Origin of the sequence: Comamonas sp. MYb396, assembly GCF_037479555.1 — a bacterium.
In the GTDB taxonomy this organism is placed as follows: domain Bacteria; phylum Pseudomonadota; class Gammaproteobacteria; order Burkholderiales; family Burkholderiaceae_C; genus Comamonas.
In genome coordinates this window covers 556,635-576,498 of the sequence record NZ_JBBGYU010000002.1, presented here as the reverse complement: position 1 = coordinate 576,498, position 19,864 = coordinate 556,635, and the positions used below count along the sequence as shown (strand labels likewise).

Below are 19,864 nucleotides of genomic sequence, written 5' to 3'. Positions count from 1 at the left end.
GCTTATTGCTGGCTGGAAGACGCCAGCCGTTTTCTCAGTGCTCGAACCTCGGCCAAGAGGCGCGGCATATCTTGCCGCGCCGCGGCGATGAAATCCTGGTCCGCAACGGTCGCGCCGCTCAGTTCGATGTCTTCGCCTCGGGCGGCACCTTCACCGGTTTGGATAAAGTCGGAACCGCATGTATGGTCGCGACCTTCAACATTGGATGTCCATGGCCCTGTTTGCGTGGCTGCCAAGCGCTGTTCCATCGCGAGCAAATCTTCATCGGTCAAAGAAGAGGGCATAAGGGCTGAGCGTTCGAGATAGGGGGCTGGTGCAGCATGCCGCTACCGCGACGAATGGGCCAGACTCCAAGGGTTTTTGTGCTGCACGTTAGGATGGAGGCTGTTTAGCAACCCTTCGGATTTTATGCCCGACAACCCGGACCCTGAGCCTCTCCCTTGCGCGACCACGCTGTCGCTGTCCTTTCGTTCTAGCCCCAGTACACCGCTGACGGTGTCTCTGCCCCTTGAAGGGAGCGCCGCATGATCGAGCTGCTCTCCGACCCGCAGATATGGATTGGTCTCGTCACCTTGGTGGTGCTCGAAATCGTTCTGGGCATAGACAATCTCATCTTTATCGCGATCCTGGCCGACAAGCTGCCGCCCCACCAGCGGGACCGGGCACGTGTCATCGGCCTGTCCTTGGCCCTGGTGATGCGCCTGGGTCTGCTGACCGCCATCTCCTGGCTGGTGACGCTCACACAACCGCTGTTTTCCGTCGGGCCGCTCAGTTTTTCGGGGCGCGACCTCATTTTGCTGCTGGGCGGACTGTTCCTGCTGTTCAAGGCCACGACCGAGCTGCATGAGCGCATGGAAGGCGTGAGCATGAGCAAGTCGAGCAGCACGGTCTACGCCAGCTTCTCGGCCGTGGTCGCGCAGATCGTGGTGCTCGATGCGGTCTTCTCGCTCGATGCCGTGATCACGGCCGTCGGCATGGTCAACAACCTGGGCGTGATGATGGCAGCCGTCATCATCTCGATCGGTGTGATGCTGTTTGCCTCCAAGCCGCTGACCCGCTTTGTCAATGCGCACCCGACCATCGTCATCCTCTGCCTGAGCTTCCTGCTGATGATCGGCTTCAGCCTGGTGGCCGAAGGCCTGGGCTTCCATGTGCCCAAGGGCTATCTGTACGCCGCCATTGGTTTCTCGATCCTGATCGAGACCTTCAACCAGGTGTCCTCGCGCAATGCGATCCGCCATGAGCAGCGCGTGCCGATGCGCGAGCGCACGGCGATGAAGGTGCTGTCGCTGATGGCCGGCCGCAGCGGCCAGGCCCAGACCGAGCATGCGCAGGACGACCCGGCTGCCGCCGAGGCCGAGCTGACCTTTGCGCCGGAAGAGCGCATCATGGTGAGCGGCGTGCTGTCGCTGGGCGACCGCAAGGTGCGCTCGATCATGACGCCCGTCTCGGATGTGGACTGGGTGGACCTGAGCGACGATGCCGAGGCCATCCAACGCTCGCTCAACGACAACCCGCACAGCCACTTGCCGGTATGCATGGGCCATGTGGACCAGCTCCAGGGTGTGGCGCGCGCCAAGGACATGCTGATGGATCTGATGCAGCATGGCGCCATTCAGCCGGCCACCATCCGCAAGCCGCTGATGGTGCCCGAAGGCGCTGGCGTGATCGCGCTGATCAACGACCTGCGCCAGTCCAAGGGCCATATGGTCATCGTGATCAATGAGTTCCATGTGATGAGCGGCGTGGTGACGCCCGTCGATGTGCTCGAGGCGATTGCCGGCGAGTTCCCCGACGAGGACGAGAGCTTCACGATCCAGGCGGTGGACGGCGAGCCCGACACCTGGATCGCCAGCGGCGCGGCCGATGTGCACATGGTGCAGCAGCTGCTGGGCTCCAATGAACTGGTGTCATCGGCCGATGCCTTCACGACCTTGGGCGGCCTGCTCACCGAGTTCAATGGTGCGCTGCCCCAGCAAGGCGATGTGGTGGTGATCGATGGCTGGCAGTTCGCCGTCACCGAGGCCACCGATGGCGTGATGCGCAAGATCCGCATCGAGAAGGACGGCAAGGGCCAGGCGACTTTGGAGCACTGACCCCTGGGTGGGCGGCGGCCTCTGGTGCCGCCCGCTGCATGAAAAAGGCCTGCCCTCTCGCAAGAGACGGCAGGCCTTTGTCCTGATGGTGCCGCGAACGTATCGCGGTCAAGCGTTGCGCTTTACAGCGAACCCTTGTAGTACGCGCCCCGGTCCATGTCGACAATGTCCACGCTCAGCTGCACCAGCATGCCTTCGGGGTGGGGCGTGAACTCGCGCAGCACCGCGCCGATGCGGTCGGACAGGTCACGCTTGGCCTCGGGCGTACGGCCGGCCAGCAGGCGCAGCTCGGCATGCACAAAGCCGCGCAGGGCGGTGGGGTCGGCGCCAATGACGAACTGCTCGGTGCGCACGGTGCGGCTCTTGAGGTCCTGCTCGTTTTGCACCTGGCCGCTGGCGATGACGGCGGCGTTGAGGGCATCGAGCAGATGGGCCTCGGGGAAGTTCTCCAGGTTGCTGGTGTATTCGATGACGAGATGCGGCATGGTGTGTCTCCGATGGAATAAAGGGCAGGGAAAAGGGGGCTTGGGCTGCGGCTCGGTCCGATCCTGCGAAGCTAGACGGGCGTATAGGACAGCCGCACATAGATGGGTGCAAAGGCTTCGGCCTGGGTGATCTCGATCAGCGTTTCCTTGGCCAGCTCCAGCAGCGCGATAAAGGTGACCACCAGCACGGTGCTGCCTTTTTCCGGCTCGAAGATGTCCTCGAACTCGACAAAGCGCCGGCCTTGCAGGCGCTTGAGGATGGCGCTCATGTACTCGCGCACCGAGAGCTCTTCGCGGGTGATCTTGTGGGTCTGCACCAGCTTGGCGCGTTTGAGGATGTCGCGCCAGGCCTCCTGCAGCTCGGACATCTCCACATCGGGAAAGCGCGGCTGCAGTGCCTGCTCGATAAAGACCTGGGCCTTGATGAAGTCGCGCCCATACTGCGGCACGGCGCCCAGGCCCTGGGCGGCCAGCTTCATCTGCTCGTACTCCAGCAGGCGGCGCACCAGCTCGGCACGTGGGTCTTCGGCCTCTTCGCCCTCGGCCTGCTTTTTGGGCGGCAGCAGCATGCGCGACTTGATCTCGATCAGCATCGCGGCCATCAGCAGGTACTCGGCGGCCAGCTCCAGGTTGCGGCTGCGGATCTCGTCGACATAGCTCAGGTACTGGCGCGTGACGCTCAGCATCGGGATGTCGAGGATATTGAAGTTCTGCTTGCGGATCAGGTAGAGCAGCAAGTCCAGCGGGCCTTCAAAAGCCTCCAGAAACACCTCGAGCGCATCGGGCGGGATGTACAGGTCCGTCGGCATGGCGAACAGCGGCTCGCCGTAGAGACGGGCGAGCGCGACCTGGTCCACCACCTCGGGCATGGCGGCAGCCCCAGCGGCGGGGCGCGCCTCGTCCTCAGCCTGGGTCAGGTTGCCGGGTGTTGCCATGCGCGGGGGCTATGCGGGATCGAAAGCCGCTGCGGGGCCAGGCGGCCGGCAGCGGGCAGGGCGATCAATCGTGGTTGGTTTGGTACACGTAGGGCTTTTGCGCCACACGTGCGGTTTTGTACTCGGCTTGCTGCTGGCGGTCCAGATCCTTGTCCCAGAGCAGGGCGCGGCCTTCGCGCTGGCCTTGTTCGAGCTCGGGCTTGTCAGCCTTGAGCTTGAGCAGGAACTGGGTGGTGTCGGATTGGTAGTCGGGGCGGCGGAAGAAAGACATAGCGTATATTTACCTCTTGTGCCTGGATTCTACCGAACCTGACCATGTCCTTCGTCACCAAGCTTGCAATCGCCGCCTCTGCGCTGGCCGTTTCCGTGTTTTTGGCGGGCTGCGACCAGCAGCGCATCAAGGAACTGGAAGAACATGTCTCCACCGAGCAGGACGTGCGCGACCGCTTTGGCGAGCCCAACCAGATCTGGGACGAGGCCGATGGCTCGCACACACTGGAGTACACCCGCCAGCCCGCCGGTGCCCAGAACTACATGATCACCATTGGCACCGACGGCAAGATGAGCGCGCTGCGCCAGGTGCTGGCGCCCGCCTACTTTGCCAAGGTGCAGCCGGGCATGGACCAGCAGCAGATCCGCCGCCTGCTGGGCCAGCCGGCCAAGCGCACCAGCTATCCGCTGAAGAACGAGGCCGAATGGGACTGGGGCTGGATCGATCCGCCCAGCACCAAGATGCTGTTCACCGTGGTGTTCGACGCCCAGGGCAAGGTGCTGCGCAGCAACAGCACCCAGGTGGTGAATAGCCGCTGAGCGCTGCCTTCATTCGCACTGAAGGGCCCTGAACTGTTGCGGATATGCCTAACAGTAACCGGCTGAAACTCTTTAAAATTCGGGTTTATACCTAGCATCACCCATGCCAGGCAGCCCCGCGCACCACCCTTGCGCGGGCATGAAACTTGCTGTCAACCCGACATGTCCTCACCGCTATCCCGCCCTGACGGCCCTACGGCTCTGCCTGGCCCCGTCGCTGCTGCGCCCGCGTCGCTCGGCCCTGCGCTGCGCCATGGCCGCTTTGAAGATGCGCAGGCGCTGTTCACCGGCTCGCTGTTTGTCTCGATCACCCTGGGGCTGTTTGCGCAGGCCGGGCTGCTGACGGGCAGCACCGCAGGTTTGGCGTTCTTGCTGCACTACGCCACTGGCCTGCCGTTTGGCGCGATTTTCTTTGCGATCAATCTGCCGTTTTACTGGTTCGCCTGGACGCGCATGGGGCCGGAGTTCACGATCAAGACCTTTGTCTCGGTGGCCATGCTGGCGCTGCTGGTCGATATCGGGCCGCGCTTTATCCATATCGATTACCTGAACCCGCTGTATGCCGCGATTGCCGGAGGCCTGTTGATGGGCACCGGTTGCCTCTTTCTGGCGCGCCACCGCTCCAGCCTGGGCGGCGCCACCATTGTGTCGCTCTACCTGCAGGACCGCTATGGCATCCGCGCCGGCAAGGTGCAGATGGTCATCGACTGCACGGTGGTGCTGCTGGCGCTGTGGGTCGTGCCATTCGAGCGCGTGGCCTACTCGGTACTGGCTGCCGTCGTCATGAGCGTGTTTTTGTGGATCAGCCACCGTCCTGGCCGCTACGCTGGTAACTGACCGGGGCTGAGTCCGTGTGCTTCAGGGGCCGCTGGGGATGGCGGTTTCCGGCGCCTCTGCAGGCTTGGCTGGCGGCACTGGCTGGCTTGGCGTTGCCGCTTGCATTGGCTCGCTGGGCTGCTGCGGCGGGAAGGTCTCGCCCGGCCGGGGCTCGCGGTAGCGCACGGTAATACCGCTGTTGTCCTGCTCCTCGCCGGTGGCCATGTCATAGGCCTTGCCCACGCCTTTGCCCACCACCTTGGCCGTGCCCACCGCTGCATCGGCCACCAGCCCCACGGCAGTCGCGGTCACGCTGACGGCGGCGGCGCCCACGGTCACCACACTGCAGCCGCCCAGCAGCGATGCGCAGGTACAGTAAAAAGCCCCTGCGGCTACGGAGCGCAGGGGCTTCAAGAGGCGGCGGTCAGCGGCCATGCAGATCAGTGGATGCGCATGCCTGGCAGCGCGCCGGGGAAGGGCTCGAGCACATAGATGCCAGGGTGGGCCTTCTCGTCGGCGTGGCTGGCGGCCAGCACCATGCCTTCGGAGATGCCGAACTTCATCTTGCGCGGCGCCAGGTTGGCGACCAGCACGGTGAGCTTGCCTTGCAGCTGCTCGGGCGTGTACATGCTGCTGATGCCGCTGAACACATTGCGCATCTTCGGCTGGCCGTCCTCGCCCTTTTCACCGACATCCAGGGTCAGCTGCAGCAGCTTGGTCGAGCCTTCGACGGCCTTGCACTCGACAATCTTGGCAATGCGCAGGTCGATGCGGGCAAAGTCGTCGATGCCGATGGTCTCGGCCAGCGGCTCGCCGCCGGGGGCATTCGGGTCCACCACGGCTTCGGCTTTCTTCTCGGCCTTCTTGGCCTTGGCAGGCGCTGCAGCAGCGGCGGCCTTTTCCTGGCTGGCAGGGGTCTCGAACAGCGCTTCGAGCTGCAGCGGGTCCACGCGTTGCATCAGGTGCTGGTAGACGCCAATCTGGTGGCCAGCGCCCAGCGGCTTGGCCACGTCGCCAAATTGCTCGGGCGGCACGATCAGGAAGTTCGCCACTTCGGCGGCGATGCCAGGCAGGATCGGCTTGAGGTAGATCGTCAGGATGCGGAAGGCCTCGATGCAGACCGTGCAGACATCGTGCAGGCGCTGCTCCATGCCTTCCTTCTTGGCCAGCTCCCAGGGCTTGTTGGCATCGACATAGCTGTTGACCTTGTCGCACAGCAGCATGATCTCGCGGGCCGCACGGGCGGTGTCGCGCACCTCGTAGGCGGCCACAATCGCCTCCTTTTGCGCGCGCAGCACCGCCAGCAGCTCCTGGCCATCGACGCTCACCGCGCCCAGGCGGCCTTCAAAGCGCTTGCTGATAAAGCCGGCAGCGCGCGAGGCGATGTTCACGTACTTGCCGATCAGGTCGGAGTTGACGCGCAGCATGAAGTCTTCGGCCGTGAAGTCGATGTCCTCGTTCTTGCCATTGAGCTTGGCGCCCAGGTAGTAGCGCAGCCACTCGGGGTTCATCTTGAGCGCCAGGTACTTGAGTGGGTCCAGGCCGGTGCCCCGGCTCTTGCTCATCTTCTCGCCGTTGTTCACGGTCAGGAAGCCATGCACGCAGATCTTGGTCGGGGTCTTGCGGCCGCTGAACTTCAGCATCGCAGGCCAGAACAAGGTGTGGAAGGTGATGATGTCCTTGCCGATGAAGTGGTACTGCTCGAGCGCCGGGTCAGCCATGTAGGCCTCGTAGTCTTCGCCGCGCTTGCCCAGCAACTCCTTGAGCGAGGCGAGGTAGCCCACGGGCGCATCGAGCCAGACGTAGAAGTACTTGCCCGGTGCATCGGGGATCTCGATGCCGAAGTAGGGTGCATCGCGCGAGATGTCCCAGTCGTCCAGGCCTTCGCTGGTCGAGCCATCGGGGTTGGTGCGCACGCCAAACCATTCCTTGATCTTGGCGGCCACCTCGGGCTGCACATGCTGGCCGTCCTGGGTCCAGGTGGTCAGGAACTCGACTGCGCGCGGGTCGGACAGCTTGAAGAAGAAATGCTCCGAGCTCTTCATCACCGGCTTGGCGCCGGACAGCGCCGAGTAGGGATTGATCAGGTCGGTGGGCGCATAGACGGAGCTGCAGACTTCGCAGTTGTCGCCGTACTGGTCCTTGGCGTGGCAGCGTGGGCATTCGCCCTTGATGAAGCGGTCAGGCAGGAACATGTTCTTCTCGGGGTCGAAGAACTGCTCGATGGTGCGCGTCTCGATGAAGCCGGCGGCCTTCAGGTCCAGGTAGATCTGCTTGGACAGCGCGTGGTTCTCGGGGCTGTCGGTATTGCTCCAGTTGTCAAAACCGATGTGGAAGCCGTCGAGGTACTGCTTGCGGCCGGCGGCGATGTCGGCAACAAACTGCTGGGGCGTCTTGCCGGCTTTTTCGGCGGCAATCATGATGGGCGCGCCATGGGCGTCATCAGCACCGACAAAGTTGACCGCATTGCCCTGCATTCGCTGCGCACGCACCCAGGTATCGGCCTGGATGTATTCCATGATGTGGCCGATGTGGAAGTTGCCGTTGGCATACGGCAGGGCGGTGGTGACGAAAATCTTTCGTTGAGACATAGGGTTGCGGAACTTTCTAATCACAGAGAGGACGCAGGCCGGTGGCCGTTGCGGATTCTGGTCACAGGGAGGGCGGCGTGCTGCCAGCCCTCGCGCGCGAAGGCGCTCCAGAACCGAGCAATTCTAGGCGCTTACGGGGCCGGATCGCGCGACCAGGGGATTGGCGGGGCCGGCTGCGTGGCTGCCCCAGCCAAAAAAGGCGCAGACCTCGTCGCGCCGGGCCATGGTGTCGGCCCGGCCCAGCGCCATCAGCGCCCGGGTGTAGCCCGGCTCGAACAGCAGGTAGCTCGCCAGCGCCGCGCTGCCCACGTTCTGGCTGTGCACGGACACGCCCATCGCGCCCAGCAGTGCCCGCACCGGCGTGGGGAGTTCTTGCAGGTGCTCCAGCGCCAACGCATCGAGCGACTGCGATGGCGTGATCACCAGCAGATCGAGCGGGCGCAGCGCGCTGCGGGCGCGCTCGGCCTCGGGGACCAGGCTCAAGGTGTGGTTGATGCGCTGGGCCCGCTCCACATCGACCGACAGCGCATCGAGAAAGATGGTGGACAGCGCATGGCCGGCCACCTGGGCGAGCGAGGGGAACGGCGGGTGCTCGCCCTGGGGCAGGTTCAGCACCTCGTGCGAGCGGCCCACGCCGACGACGACGATGCGCTGGGCGCCCAGGTGCACGGCTGGGGCGAGCGGCGCGGTCTGGCGCATCGCACCATCGCCCAGGTAGTTGTACTGGCCGCGCAGCATCAGCTCGGCGGGCGCAAAGATGAAGGGGATCGACGAGGAGGCCATCAGGTGCTGGTGGCTGATGCGGTCCTGGATGGCGCGGCGCTGCGTGCGCGACCAGGCAGGCACATGCGGGCCGGCTTCATAGAAGGTGATGTGCTCGCCAGTGGTGTAGCTCGATGCGGTGATCGCCAGCGCCGACAGCTTGCCGCTGTGCAGCAGGTGCGGGATTTTCTCCAGCGGCAGCTCGGCCTGGAGCAGCTCCAGCAGCGGCGCATTGTCCAGCAGCGAGCGCGGTTTGCTGTGGTGCCAGCGCGTCAGCGCCCAGCCCAGCGTCAACAGGCTCAGCCAGCGCGCGCCGCTGCGCATCACGCCAAAGGCATCGGCGCGGTAGACCTGGCTGGTGGAGAAATTGCGCCACACCCGCGAGAGGCGCTGCACGGCCAGGTCGAAATGGTCGGCGCCGCAGGCAAGACCTGCGGCATTGATCGCGCCGGCCGAGGTGCCCACGGCAATGGGGAAGGGCGTGGGTTCATGGTCGGCCCCGGCGTTCTGGCGCAGGCGCGAGAGCGCCTGCAGCACCCCCACCTGGTAGGCGGCACGCGCGCCGCCGCCTGAGAGCACGATGGCGGTGGACGCGGAATGGGGGCTGTAGTGCAGAGCGGGCGACATGGCCTGCACCATAGCCGAAACTGCAGGCCTTCGCCAAGCGGCTCTGTCGCCCAGCCGCTACTGCGGGCACAGGCACCGCTGCATCAGCGCGCCGCGCCCTTTTTCAGCAAGGTCGCGAGCTCCAGGTTCTGCAGCAGCACGATTTTTTGGTCACGGGCAAACAGGCGGGCGTTGTCGCTCAGCTCGCCTTGCAGCAGCACATAGACGCTGGCGGCGCCCGCTTGGCTGGCCGCGTCATGCAGCGCGCGCAGCGGCTCGATGCCATGCACGCCGGCCTTGCTGCGCTTGGTTTGTACCAGCGTGGTCTGGCCGTTGCGCGCCAGCTGCAGATCGGCTGCGCCTTGCTGCACGGGGGTGACGGTGTAGCCCTCGGCCTGCCAGGCGCGGCTCAGCCAGGCCTGCAGATCGCGGCCGGACATGGCGCCAGCCTGCGCCAGCAGCGCCTCGGTGGCCGCAGCGCTGGGCTGGCTCCACTGGCGCTTGGCGGCCATGGCGCCGATCACGAGGAAAGGCAGGCTGCCGGCGGCGCCGACAAAGCGGATGTCCTTGGGCAGCAGCGCCAGGCACAGCACCACGATGATGGCTCCGACCACCACACTGATCCACCACGACGAGCGCAGCAAGATCGCAAACACGGAGTTCTCGGCCATTTTCAGTTTCACGGGTGCAGGTCTTTCAAGAGGTGCAGGGGAAAAGCCCAGATTGTCGCTGGTTCGCAAGGGCAAGCGCGGTTCGCTAGACTTATTGCTGTCTCAGGAATAGAAAACACGATGACAGTGACCGAACCAACGATACTGGCCGCGCTGGCCAGCGTCCAAGACCCGCATACGGGCAAAGATTTTGTCAGCACGCGTGCCGTGCGCAACCTCCAGATCCATGGCGGCGATGTCGCCTTTGAGGTGGAGATGGGTTACCCCGCCAAAAGCCTGGTGCCGCAGCTGCGCAGCCAGTTCGTGGCCGCGGCCAAGACGGTGCCGGGCGTGGACAACGTCTCGGTGAGCATCAGCAACAAGGTGATCACGCATGCGGTGCAGCGCGGTGTGCCGCTGATTCCCGGCGTGAAGAACATCATTGCGGTGGCATCGGGCAAGGGCGGCGTGGGCAAGAGCACCACCACCGCCAACTTGGCGCTGGCCCTGGCGGCCGAGGGCGCCAGCGTCGGCGTGCTGGATGCCGATATCTACGGCCCCAGCCAGACCATGATGATGGGCGTGGACGGCAAGCCCGAGAGCAGCGATGGCAAGACCATGGAGCCCAAGCTCAACCATGGCGTGCAGGTGATGTCGATCGGCCTCTTGGTCGACCAGGACCAGGCGATGATCTGGCGCGGGCCTATGGCCGTGCAGGCGCTCGAGCAAATGCTGCGCCAGACCAACTGGGCCGGCCTCGACTACCTGCTGATCGACATGCCACCGGGCACCGGCGACATCCAGCTGACCCTGAGCCAGCGCGTGCCGCTGACCGGTGCGGTGATCGTCACCACGCCGCAGGACATTGCCTTGCTCGACGCGCGCAAGGGCATCAAGATGTTCGAGAAGGTGGGCGTGCCGCTCCTGGGCGTGATCGAGAACATGGCCATGCATGTCTGCACCCACTGCGGCCATGTGGAACATATCTTTGGCGCCGATGGCGGCAAGCACATGGCAGCCGACTACAAGCTGGACTACCTGGGTGCGCTGCCGCTGTCGATGCAGATCCGCGAGCAGGCCGACAGCGGCACCCCCACCGTGGTGGCGGCGCCCGACAGCGAGGTGGCCGCCATCTACAAGCAGGTGGCCCGCAGCATCGCCGTCAAGATCGCGCAGCAGGCCAAGGACTTCTCGTCGAAGTTCCCGACCATCTCCGTGAGCAGCAACACCTGATGAACCTGCTCGCTGCCATGCGCTACCTGGCCGCGCTCCATGCGCATGGCCATTTCGCGCGGGCAGCCCAGGCCTGCCACATCACCCAGCCGGCCCTGTCCAATGCGCTGCGCGCGCTGGAGGCCGAGTTTGGCGTGGCCATCGTGCGCCGGGGCCGGGTGTTTGCCGGCTTCACGCCCGAGGGCGAGCAGGTGCTGCAAACCGGCCTGGAGATGCTGCAAAGCGAGGCGCGCCTGCGCCAACGCCTCTCCGCCCAGGCGGGCCAGCTGCAAGGGCAGCTGCGCATGGCGGCCGTGCCCACGGCCATGCCGATGCTGCTGCGCTTTGCCAGCCTGCTGCGCCGCCAGCACCCGGGCCTGGTGCCGGCGCTGCATGCGATGAGTTCGCCCGATATTGAACGCGGCCTCGAAGAGCTGAGCCTGGACCTGGCGCTGGGCTACAGCGACCGCATCCGCCGCCCGCGCACCCATTGCGCGCCCCAGTACCAGGAGCACTACTACCTGCTGCAGTCCGCGCCAGCACCGGCCTGCGTGGCCGATACCCTGCATGCGGCCGAGCCGCTGGGCTGGGCCCAGGCCGCGCAGCAGCCGCTGTGCCTGCTGACGCCCGATATGCACAACCGCCAGATCGTGGAGCGCAGCTTTTTGGCCGTCGGCGTGCTGGTGCAGCCTGCTATGGAGACCAATTCCGTCCAGGCCTTGCTGCAGGCGGTAGGCGAGGGCCAGATGGCCAGCATTGTGCCCGGCGCCGTGCTGGCCACCGTGCGGCACACGCCGGGCCTACGCGCCTGGCCCTTGGTGGAGCCGGTGGTCGAGAGCGAAGTCGCCTTTCTCTACCAGCAATCCCAGCAGGCCATGCCCGCGATGGAGGCGGCGCGCGCGCTGATGGCGCAGGACGAATGGCAGCAGCAGTGCCTGCAGCATGCCGGGGCTTTGGCCGCAGTTGCGCCGCCACCCCAGCCATAGTTTGTCGAATGCTGGCATTGCCGCATTGAATTTGACGGCCAGCGGGCAGCGGGTTGAAATGCAGGGCTACACCGAGCCCCTGCCATGCAAGAACAAAAAATCGCCTTCTACAAAGGCCCAGCCGGTGGCTGGGGCGCTTTGAACAGTGTCAAGAACACACTGCTGCACCACGACATCGCGCTCAAGGGTGCCAAGACGCTGCTGTCGGCCAACCAGCCCGATGGCTTTGACTGCCCGGGCTGCGCCTGGCCCGACCGCAACCATGCCTCGACCTTCGAATTCTGCGAGAACGGCGTCAAGGCCGTCGCCGCCGAGGCCACGGCCCGGCGCGCGGGCCCCGAGCTGTTTGCCCGCTACAGCGTGCGCGAGCTGGCCCAGCACAGCGATTTCTGGCTGGAGGACCAGGGCCGGCTGACGCAGCCCATGGTCTATGACCCGGCCAGCGACCACTACCTGCCGATTGCCTGGGACGATGCCTTTGCGCTGATCGCCCAGCACCTGAACGCGCTGCCCAGCCCGGACCAGGCGGTGTTCTACACCTCAGGCAGGGCGAGCAACGAGGCGGCCTTTCTCTACCAGCTGTTTGTGCGCGAGTACGGCACCAACAACTTCCCCGATTGCTCCAACATGTGCCACGAGCCCAGCGGCTCGGCGATGCGTGAGCAGATCGGCGTGGGCAAGGGCACGGTGACGCTGGCGGATTTTGAAGAGGCCGATGCGATCTTCATCTTTGGCCAGAACCCGGGCACCAACCACCCGCGCATGCTGGGCGAATTGCGCGAGGCGCACAAACGCGGCGCGCGCATTGTCAGCTTCAACCCCTTGCGCGAGCGCGGGCTGGAGCGCTTTGCCGATCCGCAGGACAAGCTGGAGATGGCGACCCTGGGCTCCAGCCCGATCAGCACGCACTACTTTCAGCTGCGTGTGGGCGGCGACCTGGCAGCGCTGCGGGGCATGCTCAAGCATGTGCTGGAGCAGGAGGCGGCGCGGGGCGGTGTGCTCGACCACGCCTTTATCGCTGCGCACACCACCGGCTTTGAGGCGCTGGCGCAAAGCCTGCAGGCTGAAGACTGGGCGCTGCTGGCGCAGGAATCGGGCCTGAGCGAAGCGCAGATGCGGGCGGCCGCCGAGGTCTACCTGGGCGCGGACAAGGTGATTGCCTGCTGGGGCATGGGCATTACCCAGCATGCGCATTCGGTGGCCACCATCCAGATGATTTTGAACCTGCTGCTGCTGCGCGGCCATATCGGCCGGCCAGGAGCGGGGCCGTGCCCGGTGCGCGGCCACAGCAATGTGCAGGGCGACCGCAGCATGGGCATTTGGGAAAAGCCGCCAGCCGCCTTGCTCGACCGGCTGCAGGAGGTCTATGGCTTTGCGCCACCCCGCGCCCACGGCATGGACACGGTGGACGCCATTGCCAGCATGCGCGATGGCCAGGCCCAGGTGTTTTTTGCACTGGGGGGCAATTTTGCTGCGGCCACCCCTGATACCTATGAAACCTGGAAAGGCCTGCAGCGCTGCGCGCTGACCGTGCAGGTCACCACCAAACTCAACCGCAGCCATGTGGTCCATGGCCGCGAGGCCCTGCTGCTGCCCTGCCTGGGCCGCACCGAGATCGACCTGCAAAACGGCCAGCCCCAGGGCGTGACGGTGGAGGATTCGATGAGCATGGTGCACCTGTCGATGGGCATGAACCCGCCGGCTTCGGCGCATCTGCTGTCCGAGCCGGCGATTGTGGCGCGCCTGGCCCATGCCACCCTGGGCACGCGCAGCCGGGTGGACTGGCTGGCGCTGGCCGCCGACTACGCGCTGATCCGCGATGAGATCGCCAAGGTCTTCCCCGATTTTGCCGACTTCAACCAGCGCGTAGCCGTGCCCGGAGGCTTTCGGCTGCGCAACACGGCCAGCGAGCGCATCTGGACCACGGCCAGCGGCAAGGCCAGCTTCCACGCCCATGCGGTGCCGGTCGATACCCCCACGCACCGGGCGCGTGCGCGGCTGCGTGACCAGCAGGTGTTCACCTTGCTGACCACCCGCTCGCACGACCAGTACAACACCACCATCTATGGCATGGACGACCGCTACCGGGGCGTGTTTGGCCAGCGCCGGGTGGTCTTCATCCATGCCGATGACATCCGCGCGCTGGGCCTGGCCGATGGCGACTGGGTCAATATCCGCACCGTCTGGGACGATGGCCAGCAGCGCTGTGTCGAGGGCTTCAAGCTGGTGGCCTATGACATTCCGCGTGGCAACCTCGCCGCCTACTACCCGGAGACCAATCCGCTGGTGCCGCTGTCGGCCGTGGCCGCGCATGCCGGCACGCCCACTTCCAAATCGATCCCCGTGGTGCTGGAGCCCGGCCAGGCGCCGCAGTGATGGGCGGGCAGAACGCCGCACCCGCCCTATCGCCGCTGGCGCAGCGCATGCTCAAAGCTTTGGCACAGGAGCAGGCCCGCACCGGGCAGGCGGTACCGCTGGTGCGCATCGCCAAGCACCTGGATGCCGCTGCCAGCAGCCTGCTGCGTGAGCTGACCATGCTCAACCTGCTGCTGGAGCAGGCCCAGCAGCCTACGTGGGTGCAGTCCCATGCGGTGGAGGGGCGCTGGATGCTGGCGCTGACGGCGGCCGGCGCAGCGGCTGCGGCGCAGACCAGCGAGGCTTGAGGGCCGCCTCAGGCCCTCTGGTGGTTGCCCAGGTCAGGCCGCAACCGGGTGGCGGGCTTTGCGCGCCTGCTTGGTCTGGTACATGGCCAGATCGGCCTGCTGCAATGCAGTATCGGCATGGGTGCCCGGCGTGACGGCCACCAGGCCCACGCTGGCGCCGGTGTAGTTCAGGCTCACGCCCTGGCCCAGGCACAGCGACTCGGCCCGGGTGCTGGCAAACAGGCGTGCCTGTGTTTCGTTCAGCGCCGGCGCAATCGGCTCGTGCAGGTGGGGGCCCAGGCCGGCAAAAACGAACTCATCGCCGCCCTGGCGGGCGATCAGGTCCGAGCCGCGCATGGCCTCGCGCATCTGGTCGGACAGCAGCTGCAAGAAACGGTCGCCCGCTTCATGGCCATAGCCGTCGTTGATGGCCTTGAAGCCATCCATGTCGATCATGCCTACGAGCACATAGCGCTCCTGGCGGCGGGCAATGGCCTGCAGCTGGTCGAGCTGCTCGATCAGTGCGCGGCGGTTGGGCAGGCCGGTCAGCGCATCGGTGCGCGCCAGGCGCTGCAGCTCTTCGTTTTGCACCTGGATCTGGATGAGCAACTGCTCGCGCTCGACCTGCTGGCCCAGGAACTGGGCAAACAGGCGCATGACATCCTGGGTATCGCGTTGCAGCGGTTTGCGTGATGCACTGGCGCCGCACAGCGTGCCGTAGAGCGCACCGTCCGACAGGTGGACCGGTGTGCTGGCATAGGTCTGGATGCCCAGCGCCTGCGCGGCCTGCGAGTCGCCCCAGATCTGGCCGACATCGTCGGTGTAGAGGCAGTTCTCGTCGATCGCGCGTTTGCACAAGGTGTCTTCCCAAGGCACGCTCAAGTTCTCGGGAATCTGCAGGCTTTGGGTGTTGCGCGCGAACAGCACCTGCTGGACACGCTGGCCCAGGTCAATGCGCGTGAGGTAGGTGGATTCCAGACTGGTGACTTTTTGCAGCATCTCCAGCAGGGGGCGCGTCAGCTCCTCCAGACTGCGAGCTTTGGCAAACGTCTGGCCCAATTGTGAAATCAAGGCTTGCATAGGAATGGCTCGTTGAGAGATTACTGTTTCATATCGTAACTCGCAATCGGCCGCTTGGGGATGATCTCTTTCAATGGCGGCACCAGAGCGCGTCTACAAAATCTGCCGGCCAGGGGGCAAGCGTGGATGGCCGCGTTGTGCCTGAGGGCGTGCCGTGGTGTTTCTCCCCTCAACAGGCTGTGGCGGCGCCTGGTTCGTGCTGTCATGACCTTGCTTGCAGCAGGCCTTTTGCTGGGCGTGGGCGGCCGCTGGTCCGCAGGGAAATCCGGCAAGGGCTGGGGGTAAACGCGCATCAGTTATGTTTGCTGCATGAAACACAACTTTTTTGCGTTGGGCTGGCGCCAATTGCTGCGCGACTGGCGTGCCGGTGAGCTGCGGCTTTTGTTGGTTGCGGTGGCGCTGGCGGTGGCCGCGCTGACCTCGGTGAGCTTTTTCTCGGACCGCCTGCAAGCGGGGCTGCAGCGCGATGCCAGCCAGCTGCTGGGCGGCGACGTCGTGGTGGTGAGCGACAACAGCACGCCAGCGGCCTTTGCCGACAAGGCCCAGGCGCTGGGTTTGCAGGGTGTGACGACGGTCACCTTCCCGACGATGGCGCGCTCGGACGATGCCGATGGCGGTGAAACGCGCCTGGTGGGTCTCAAGGCCGTGCAGGCCGGCTACCCGCTGCGCGGCAGCCTGCGCACGGCTCCGGCTGCCGGCCAGCCCGATGCGCCGACGCGCGATATTCCTGCGCCCGGCGAAGTCTGGGTGGACCCGAGCCTGATCGAGGCCCTGGGCCTCAAGACCGGCTCGGTGCTGTGGCTGGGCGACAAGCGCTTCACGATTGGCCGGGTGCTGACGATCGAGCCGGACCGGGGCGCCGGTTTTCTGGGCTTTTCTCCGCGCGTGATGCTGGACTGGAGCGACCTGGCCGCCACCGGCCTGGTGCAGCCGGCCAGCCGCTTGCTGTACCGCTTTGCCGTCGCCGGTGAGCCCGCAGCAGCAGCGCAGTTTCTGCAATGGTCCGAGACCGAAGTGGCCCAGCCCCACAGCCATGGCGTGCGCATCGAGTCGCTGCAAAGCGGCCGGCCCGAGATGGAGCAAACCTTGGAGCGCGCGCAGAAGTTCCTGAACCTGGTGGCCTTGCTGGCCGCGCTGCTGTCGGCCGTGGCCGTGGCCTTGGCCGCGCGCACCTTTGCCAGCGCCCACCTCAATGGCGCGGCATTGCTGCGCGTGCTGGGCCTGGCCCAGCGCGCCATTGCCGGCGCCTATGTGGTCGAGTTTGTCATCGTCGGCCTGGCCGCCAGCCTGCTGGGCGTGGCGCTGGGCTACGCGATGCACTACCTGTTTGTCTGGCTGATGGCGGGCCTGCTGGCCGTCACCTTGCCCGCTGCCAGTGGCTGGCCGCTGGTGATGGGGGTGGGCATGGGCATGACCTTGCTGCTGGCCTTTGGCCTGCCTCCCGTGCTGCAGCTGGCCCAGGTGCCACCACTGCGCGTGCTGCGCCGTGACCTGGGGGCGCTGCGCCCGGCCTCGGCCTCGGTGCTGCTGCTGGGGGTGCTGGGCTTTGCGGCCATGCTGCTGCTGGTCAGCGGTGATGCCAAGCTGGGCGGCATTGCGGTGGGCGGTTTTGCGATGGCGATTGTGGTGTTTGGCCTGCTGAGCGCCGTGGCCATCAGCTTGCTGCGCCGCATGGTGAATGAGCGCACGGCGCCGCGCTGGCTGCTGCTGGCCACGCGCCAGGTCGCCGCCCGGCCCTGGTTTGCCGTGGTGCAGGTCAGCAGCCTGGCCGTTGGCCTGATGGCGCTGGTGCTGCTGGTGCTGCTGCGCACCGACCTGATCCAGACCTGGCGCCAGACTACGCCGCCCGATGCGATGAATCGCTTTGTCATCAACATCATGCCGGACCAGGCCGATGCCTTCCAGCAGCGCCTGCGCCAGGCCGGCATCGACAAATGGGACTGGTACCCGATGATTCGCGGCCGCCTCATCCAGATCAATGGCAAGGATGTGGGCCCGGGCGACTACAGCGAAGACCGCGCCAAGCGCCTGGTCGACCGCGAGTTCAATATCTCCCACAGCGATGTGCTGCAGGAGCACAACCAGATCGTGCAGGGCCGGTGGACGCCGGGCGAGGCCGGTGGCGTCAGCGTCGAAGAGGGCATTGCCGAAACCCTGGGCCTGAAGATGGGCGACCGCCTGCTGTTTGACATGGGCGGCGTGCAGCACGAGAGCACGATCACCAGCCTGCGCAAGGTGGACTGGGGCTCGATGCGCGCGAATTTCTTTGTCATGTACCCGGTCGCGCAGATGAACGAGGTGGCCGTCACCTACCTGGCCGCCTACCGCGCGCCCGATACGGCGGGCTTTGACAATGGCCTGGTGCGCGAGTTTCCCAACATCACCAATGTGGACCTGCGCGCCACCGTGGCCCAGCTCCAGCAGGTGCTCAACCAGGTGATCCGCGCGGTGGAGTTCCTGTTTGGCTTTACCTTGGCCGCCGGCCTGGTGGTGCTGTTTGCCGCGATCACCGCGACGCGCGAAGAGCGCGCCCGCGAGTATGCGATCATGCGGGCCGTGGGCGCGCGCAGCCAGCTGCTCCAGCAGGTGCAGCGCGCCGAGCTGGCCGGTGTGGGCCTGCTCGCCGGCGTGCTGGCCAGCGTGGTAGCCATGGCCATTGGCTGGGCACTGGCCCAGTTTGTGTTCGACTTTGTCTGGGTGCCGCGCTGGTGGGTGCCGCTGGCCGGCGGCGCCTGTGGCGCCTTGCTGGCGCTGGTGGCAGGCTGGTGGGGCCTGCGCGAGGTGCTGCGCCGCCCGGTCGTCGTGACTTTGCGCGAAGCGGTGTGAATGCTGCGCCATAGAGCGGTAATATCGCGGGTGACAGGACTGTGGGCGCTGTGCAGGCGCAGCGCCCGCTGCCTGATCCTCTGCCCCTGCGTACCCTGAGAGCCCTCTATGCACATCGAAGAAAAGCCCCCGTTTGACACCCCTTTTGAATGGATCGGCGGCGAGGACCAAGTGCGGGCGCTGGTGGACCGCTTCTATGACCTGATGGACCTGGAGCCCGGCTACAAGGAATTGCGGGACGCCCATGGCAGCAGCTTGCAGGATGCGCGCGACAAGCTGTTCTGGTTTCTCTGCGGCTGGCTGGGCGGCCCCGACCATTACCAGCAGCGCTTTGGCCACCCGCGCCTGCGCATGCGCCATATGCCGTTTTCGATCGGCATTCTGGAGCGCGACCAGTGGCTGGCCTGCATGGACCAGGCGATGGGCGATGTCGGCGTCGATGAGAAACTGCGCAGCCGCCTGGGCCAGAGCTTTTTCCAGACTGCGGACTGGATGCGCAACCGCTGACCCAGACCCGAGCCGCTGCTGGGTTGCGCAGGCATTCTGTGCAGCGCCCCGTCTGCCGCGGGCGGCCCGCCGCCCATTACCTGATTTCTTGACTTCTGTCATGCACCGGGTTCGCAAAATGCAACGTCCACGCTGGTTTGCATTCCCTATTGGGGCGCCGCAGCGCTTTGGCCCATAATCAAGCCACTAAAAACGAAGAGGGTGGATGAGGGTTATGAATACCAATTTGATGGTGGTTTCGGCGCTGGTGGCCGCCTTGCTGGTCTGGGGCGTGCTGGTCTACAACCGCTTGATGGCCTTGCGCAACCGCACCAGCAATGCCTTGGCGCAAATCGATGTGCAGCTCAAGCGCCGCTACGACCTGGTGCCCAACCTGGTGGCGGTGGCCAAGAAATACCTGGAGCACGAGTCCCAGACCCTGGAAGCGGTGATCCGCGCGCGTGGCCAGGCGCAGGCAGCGGCCAGTGCGCTGCGCGCAGCCCCCAGCAAACCAGAGGTGGCCGATGCCATGGTGGCCGCCGAGAGCGCGCTGGGCGGCGCCCTGGGCCGCCTGATGGTGCTGACCGAAAGCTACCCGGACCTCAAGGCCGACGACACGATGCGCTCGCTCAGCGAAGAGCTGGGCAGCACCGAAAACCGCATTGGCTATGCGCGCCAGGCCTATAACGACCAGGTGCTGGCGTTCAACAACGCTTCGCGCGCCTTCCCGGCGATTGTGGTGGCCTCGATGCTGGGCTTTCATGCGATGCCGATGCTGCAATCGACGCAAAATGCCCAGGAGCGCGAAGCCATTCGCGTGCAGTTCTAAGCCGATGAAGGCCGCGGCCCAAGACCACGGCGGCGCGCTGCGCTGTGAGGCC

At 65.6% G+C, this 19,864-nt stretch carries 19 protein-coding genes; 10 read left to right on the top strand and 9 right to left on the bottom strand.

The window, feature by feature from the left end; genetic code table 11:
* Positions 1 to 2: 2 nt before the first annotated feature.
* Entirely contained in the window at positions 3 to 284 is a 282-nt protein-coding gene (locus WH265_RS06755; RefSeq protein ID WP_339557753.1) for a hypothetical protein, read from the bottom strand.
* 243 nt (positions 285 to 527) lie between these two features.
* Here WH265_RS06755 and WH265_RS06750 point away from each other — a divergent pair, with 243 nt between their 5' ends.
* Positions 528 to 2,096, top strand: a complete 1,569-nt coding sequence (locus WH265_RS06750) for a TerC family protein (RefSeq protein WP_445228496.1) — start codon at positions 528 to 530, stop codon at positions 2,094 to 2,096.
* A gap of 122 nt (positions 2,097 to 2,218) precedes the next feature.
* Here the strand turns inward: WH265_RS06750 and WH265_RS06745 are convergent, their stop codons facing one another.
* The 3 genes from WH265_RS06745 to WH265_RS06735 form a co-directional block, all read right to left on the bottom strand.
* Positions 2,219 to 2,581, bottom strand: coding sequence for a 5-carboxymethyl-2-hydroxymuconate Delta-isomerase (locus WH265_RS06745; protein ID WP_021026493.1), 363 nt, complete (start codon positions 2,579 to 2,581; stop codon positions 2,219 to 2,221).
* A 71-nt stretch (positions 2,582 to 2,652) separates the two neighbouring features.
* Positions 2,653 to 3,450 (bottom strand): segregation and condensation protein A, encoded by a 798-nt coding sequence (locus tag WH265_RS06740; RefSeq protein WP_230775496.1) that lies wholly within the window; start codon positions 3,448 to 3,450, stop codon positions 2,653 to 2,655.
* Positions 3,451 to 3,580: 130 nt separating this feature from the next.
* Entirely contained in the window at positions 3,581 to 3,787 is a 207-nt protein-coding gene (locus WH265_RS06735; protein ID WP_339557751.1) for a DUF3460 family protein, read from the bottom strand.
* 44 nt (positions 3,788 to 3,831) lie between these two features.
* Here WH265_RS06735 and WH265_RS06730 point away from each other — a divergent pair, with 44 nt between their 5' ends.
* Both WH265_RS06730 and WH265_RS06725 read left to right on the top strand, forming a co-directional pair.
* Positions 3,832 to 4,326, top strand: coding sequence for a hypothetical protein (locus tag WH265_RS06730; RefSeq protein WP_021026490.1), 495 nt, complete (start codon positions 3,832 to 3,834; stop codon positions 4,324 to 4,326).
* A 162-nt stretch (positions 4,327 to 4,488) separates the two neighbouring features.
* Positions 4,489 to 5,163 carry a YitT family protein gene (locus WH265_RS06725; protein ID WP_339534441.1) on the top strand — a complete coding sequence of 225 codons (675 nt, stop codon included), beginning with the start codon at positions 4,489 to 4,491 and terminating at the stop codon, positions 5,161 to 5,163.
* Between the two features lie 21 nt (positions 5,164 to 5,184).
* Here WH265_RS06725 and WH265_RS06720 read toward each other — a convergent pair whose 3' ends face one another.
* The 4 genes from WH265_RS06720 to WH265_RS06705 all read right to left on the bottom strand — a co-directional run bounded on the left by WH265_RS06720 (position 5,185) and on the right by WH265_RS06705 (position 9,784).
* Complete coding sequence (locus WH265_RS06720) at positions 5,185 to 5,577, bottom strand: hypothetical protein (RefSeq protein ID WP_339557750.1); 393 nt, start codon at positions 5,575 to 5,577, stop codon at positions 5,185 to 5,187.
* A 5-nt stretch (positions 5,578 to 5,582) separates the two neighbouring features.
* A complete protein-coding gene (metG, locus tag WH265_RS06715) occupies positions 5,583 to 7,733 on the bottom strand; it encodes a methionine--tRNA ligase (RefSeq protein WP_339534444.1) in 2,151 nt (716 codons plus the stop codon).
* Between the two features lie 123 nt (positions 7,734 to 7,856).
* Entirely contained in the window at positions 7,857 to 9,122 is a 1,266-nt protein-coding gene (locus WH265_RS06710; RefSeq protein ID WP_339557749.1) for a patatin-like phospholipase family protein, read from the bottom strand.
* 83 nt (positions 9,123 to 9,205) lie between these two features.
* Positions 9,206 to 9,784: a restriction endonuclease gene (locus tag WH265_RS06705; RefSeq protein ID WP_339557748.1), complete on the bottom strand. Its 579-nt coding sequence runs from the start codon at positions 9,782 to 9,784 to the stop codon at positions 9,206 to 9,208.
* Between the two features lie 108 nt (positions 9,785 to 9,892).
* On the opposite strand from WH265_RS06705, the gene apbC reads away from it, so the two are divergent.
* The 4 genes from apbC (at position 9,893) to WH265_RS06685 (ending at position 14,612) form a co-directional block, all read left to right on the top strand.
* Complete coding sequence (apbC, locus tag WH265_RS06700) at positions 9,893 to 10,984, top strand: iron-sulfur cluster carrier protein ApbC (RefSeq protein WP_339557747.1); 1,092 nt, start codon at positions 9,893 to 9,895, stop codon at positions 10,982 to 10,984.
* Positions 10,984 to 11,949: a LysR family transcriptional regulator gene (locus tag WH265_RS06695; RefSeq protein ID WP_339557746.1), complete on the top strand. Its 966-nt coding sequence runs from the start codon at positions 10,984 to 10,986 to the stop codon at positions 11,947 to 11,949. The genes apbC and WH265_RS06695 overlap by 1 nt, the downstream gene beginning before the upstream one ends.
* Before the next feature lie 84 nt (positions 11,950 to 12,033).
* Complete coding sequence (locus WH265_RS06690) at positions 12,034 to 14,325, top strand: FdhF/YdeP family oxidoreductase (RefSeq protein WP_339557745.1); 2,292 nt, start codon at positions 12,034 to 12,036, stop codon at positions 14,323 to 14,325.
* Positions 14,326 to 14,372: 47 nt separating this feature from the next.
* Positions 14,373 to 14,612, top strand: coding sequence for a hypothetical protein (locus tag WH265_RS06685; RefSeq protein WP_339557744.1), 240 nt, complete (start codon positions 14,373 to 14,375; stop codon positions 14,610 to 14,612).
* Between the two features lie 33 nt (positions 14,613 to 14,645).
* On the opposite strand, the gene WH265_RS06680 is transcribed toward WH265_RS06685, so the two are convergent.
* Positions 14,646 to 15,671: a sensor domain-containing diguanylate cyclase gene (locus tag WH265_RS06680; protein ID WP_027010803.1), complete on the bottom strand. Its 1,026-nt coding sequence runs from the start codon at positions 15,669 to 15,671 to the stop codon at positions 14,646 to 14,648.
* A 309-nt stretch (positions 15,672 to 15,980) separates the two neighbouring features.
* On the opposite strand from WH265_RS06680, the gene WH265_RS06675 reads away from it, so the two are divergent.
* The 3 genes from WH265_RS06675 (at position 15,981) to WH265_RS06665 (ending at position 19,812) form a co-directional block, all read left to right on the top strand.
* A complete protein-coding gene (locus WH265_RS06675; protein WP_339557743.1) occupies positions 15,981 to 18,497 on the top strand; it encodes an ABC transporter permease in 2,517 nt (838 codons plus the stop codon).
* Between the two features lie 108 nt (positions 18,498 to 18,605).
* A complete protein-coding gene (locus tag WH265_RS06670; protein ID WP_312989054.1) occupies positions 18,606 to 19,004 on the top strand; it encodes a group II truncated hemoglobin in 399 nt (132 codons plus the stop codon).
* A 214-nt stretch (positions 19,005 to 19,218) separates the two neighbouring features.
* On the top strand, positions 19,219 to 19,812 hold the full coding sequence (locus tag WH265_RS06665; RefSeq protein ID WP_339557742.1) for a LemA family protein: 594 nt from the start codon (positions 19,219 to 19,221) through the stop codon (positions 19,810 to 19,812).
* The last annotated feature ends 52 nt before the right edge of the window (positions 19,813 to 19,864 follow it).